The organism is Pseudomonas sp. BP01 (genome assembly GCF_022760795.1).
Classification (GTDB): Bacteria; Pseudomonadota; Gammaproteobacteria; order Pseudomonadales; family Pseudomonadaceae; genus Aquipseudomonas; species Aquipseudomonas putida_Q.
On the sequence record NZ_JAFBKA010000062.1, the window covers coordinates 1 to 2869 of the forward strand.

Consider the following 2869-nt stretch of genomic DNA (forward strand, 5'->3'; position numbering starts at 1 on the left):
ATTTTCAATCGGTTAAAAGTTACGGCAGAGGTAAATCTGAGGCAGAATGCGGATCATCAGAAAGAAAAAAAAACGATTTGTGCTCTGATTCATAGCCCGATAGATTACTCAGTTCCCCCGAGTGCACGATAAAAAAGAGAGTATTTCTGATGCCATTACCTGAGCGAATGAAACCCGCACGGGTCACCCGTAAACAGATGAAAGAACTGATCAGTCAGCTGAATGGCATTCTCGATCACATCGATAACGGGATGGACGAAAACAATGAAGAACTAAAACAGATGATGGCAGACTGGAATGCAAAGGTCGTCATGCCCTGCGGGTTCTCTGATTTTCGTGATTTTTCATCCTGGACAAGTGCACTAGATTTCACCAGGATGGCGCTTAATCAGGAAAAATACCTCGATGACTTTACATGGACAGAACTGAACGACGTTATCAACTTCATACGCAAAGCAGAAGGTAGTGCATCTGAACAAAGATATGAACTCAAGTTACTGGAGATTAATTTCAAGGCAAACCCACTGGATCTCATCTATCACCCTGACTGCTGGTTCAATGATGAAGCATTGTTTCATGCCCGGCTGACTACCGAAGAAATTGGTGGCTACTTAATGAAAAAATCAGGTCGATGGCTCAACGATGCACCGGATATCCAACTGGTGTATGCCATCCCCCAGGATGTTTATGATTAACCAAGTCACCATTTACCATAATCCCTTAATTGTACGCACCGCTAAAACGGCCTCATGGCGTTTCTGGCAGGAAACCGGCAAAACAGGCAACAAACCACCCGAAAACCTGCCAGAAACGCGCTGGCTCTGTTTTTACGACATGCATGAGTATGCGCGCAAGTGCATAGCGCGGAAATTCACGCCGTGCAGCCAGGGAAAGTCCTGTTTCTGACGTTCTTCTCCTTCGAAAACGGTGAACGGGGACGTAATTTATTGCGTGGCCGTGAGGCGTTGCCGGCGCAGCCGGAAAACCGGTTTTCAGCACGTTCAGGAATCGGGTTCGTCGACGGCCGGCAATCACGTTATGGCAAGTCGCCGGACGACTCACCACACGATTCACCGGCGACTCTTCACTAGAGTCGTACCTAGAGTCGCCACGACTAAAAAACAACCAAACGGGGAGTCGGGTCTAGAGTCGGGTCGTTATTAACTCATTGTTTTTATAGTCCTGAGTCGTCCCCGACTCTATGACGACTCGCCGGGGACTCTATGACGACTCGTCATAGAGTCGGATCTATATAAATAAAATTTAAAAAACGAAATCTCCTTAACGTAACCAACTGATATTAAATACAAATCTTCAAAATTTTAATTTTGCGTGGGGTGTGGGTATTTTTAGTGGTGAGGAGCGTTCAGAAATCTGGCGATTTTTGGGAAGGTTCAGGAACTCCCCGGAATGGCCGGAGAGCAAAACTGAAGAATGCCGCGATCAGGATTTTTTCCAGAATTTCCACCACGGAGAATGATCCTGTGAAGAATGTCCGTGCTTGTGCTCCAGAAGCTGCATAGCCTGGCGAAGGGAATCGATATGTTCATCGCGCGCTTTAACAGCGCCTTTAAGGCCATCGTTTTCAGCTTCAAGCAAAGCAATTCTATGCTGTAAGTCATGTAAACCCTGGTTGTTAACCTCTGTAGACTTAGCGTCAATATTTACATCATATTTTACACTGTCGATTACACCATCAAGAGAACCAAAAACTCTAATAAGCTCTGATGTATCAATAACTTTAATATCCTTACCTTGCTTTACAACAGAGGTGTAACTTAGCTTCCCACTGTTAAGCATCTTGTAAATTGTGGGGCGACTAACCTTAACAAGCCGTGCAGCTTCACTAATAGACACTCTGGCCATCAGTTACCATCCTGTAATGCATCCAGTCTCGAGGACAGTGTACGGAAAAGATGCTCGGCATCATCATGGAGTTTCTCACAAAGGTCAGCCTCAGCATCGAGATCAAGCTCGTTAAGCTTCCCCAGCAGGAGCAGGGACTGATTCTGGATAAATTTAGCCATGTTCAGCGCGGTCGTCTGTTGTTTTGTCATAAAGGCCTCAGAGCGTCAGTACTCGATGTTAAACCGGTCTCTTTTCCGCTTCCTCGCTCACTCAGTCGCTACGCTCCTGCCGTTCGGCTGCGGCGAGCGGTGACAACTCACGTATAAGGGCATAAGACGACAGCACAGATAGCCAGAGCGAACAAAAGAAAGCCACGGAGTTGCCGTTTTTCCATAGGCTCCGCCCCCCTGACAAGCATCACGAAATATGACGCTCAAATCAGCGGTGGCGAAACCCGACAGGACTTTAAAGATACCAGGCGTTTCCCCCTGATGGCTCCCTCGTGCGCTCTCCTGTTCCTGCCTTCGGTTTACCGGTGTCATTCCGCTGTTATGGCCGCGTTTATCTCATTCCACGCCAGACACTCAGTTCCGGGAAGGCAGTTCGCTCCAAGCTGGACTGTATGCACGAACCCCCCGTTCAGTCCGACTGCTGCGCCTTATCCGGTAACTATCGTCTTGAGTCCAACCCGGTAAGACATGCAAAAGCGCCACTGGCAGCAGCCATTGGTAACTGATTTAGAGGAGTTAGTCTTGAAGTTATGCGCCGGTTAAGGCTAAACTAAACGAACAGTTTTGGTGACTGCGCTCCTCTAACTAGCCAGTTACCTCGGTTCAGAAACTTGCCGGTTTCCGATCCTTCGAAAAAACCACCTTGCCGGGTGGTTTTTTCGTTTACAGAGCAAGAGATTACGATGAACGATAAAGGATCACAAGAAGATCCGTTACTAAGAGCTAGTCCCACTTATCGTAGTAGATGCCGAGGGGGCCACCGATCCCCCTTGAACATCTCTGATATAGTT

5 protein-coding genes are annotated in these 2869 nt (G+C 47.5%); 2 read left to right on the plus strand and 3 right to left on the minus strand.

The features are described 5' to 3' along the window. Positions 1–149: 149 nt before the first annotated feature. Together JOY50_RS28440 and JOY50_RS28445 are read left to right on the plus strand one after the other, a co-directional pair. Positions 150–695, plus strand: coding sequence for a hypothetical protein (locus JOY50_RS28440; protein ID WP_243056163.1), 546 nt, complete (start codon positions 150–152; stop codon positions 693–695). Next, positions 688–906, plus strand: a complete 219-nt coding sequence (locus JOY50_RS28445) for a hypothetical protein (protein WP_195711772.1) — start codon at positions 688–690, stop codon at positions 904–906. The genes JOY50_RS28440 and JOY50_RS28445 overlap by 8 nt, the downstream gene beginning before the upstream one ends. 537 nt (positions 907–1443) lie before the next feature. Here the strand turns inward: JOY50_RS28445 and JOY50_RS28450 are convergent. The 3 genes from JOY50_RS28450 to JOY50_RS29400 form a co-directional block, all read right to left on the minus strand. Beyond that, positions 1444–1866, minus strand: coding sequence for a helix-turn-helix domain-containing protein (locus JOY50_RS28450; RefSeq protein ID WP_195711771.1), 423 nt, complete (start codon positions 1864–1866; stop codon positions 1444–1446). Continuing rightward, complete coding sequence (locus JOY50_RS28455; RefSeq protein WP_195711769.1) at positions 1866–2057, minus strand: Rop family plasmid primer RNA-binding protein; 192 nt, start codon at positions 2055–2057, stop codon at positions 1866–1868. Before JOY50_RS28455 ends, JOY50_RS28450 begins: the two co-directional genes overlap by 1 nt. Before the next feature lie 737 nt (positions 2058–2794). After that, positions 2795–2863 (minus strand): colicin release lysis protein, encoded by a 69-nt coding sequence (locus JOY50_RS29400; RefSeq protein ID WP_405046021.1) that lies wholly within the window; start codon positions 2861–2863, stop codon positions 2795–2797. Between the last annotated feature and the right edge of the window lie 6 nt (positions 2864–2869).

What these genes read in the sequence shown, in the direction of transcription:
- JOY50_RS28450 (WP_195711771.1), bottom strand. Translation starts at nt 1,866, where the DNA reads ATGGCCAGAGTGTCTATTAGTGAAGCTGCACGGCTTGTTAAGGTTAGT.
- JOY50_RS28455 (WP_195711769.1), bottom strand. Translation starts at nt 2,057, where the DNA reads ATGACAAAACAACAGACGACCGCGCTGAACATGGCTAAATTTATCCAG.
- JOY50_RS28445 (WP_195711772.1), top strand. Translation starts at nt 688, where the DNA reads ATGATTAACCAAGTCACCATTTACCATAATCCCTTAATTGTACGCACC.
- JOY50_RS28440 (WP_243056163.1), top strand. Translation starts at nt 150, where the DNA reads ATGCCATTACCTGAGCGAATGAAACCCGCACGGGTCACCCGTAAACAG.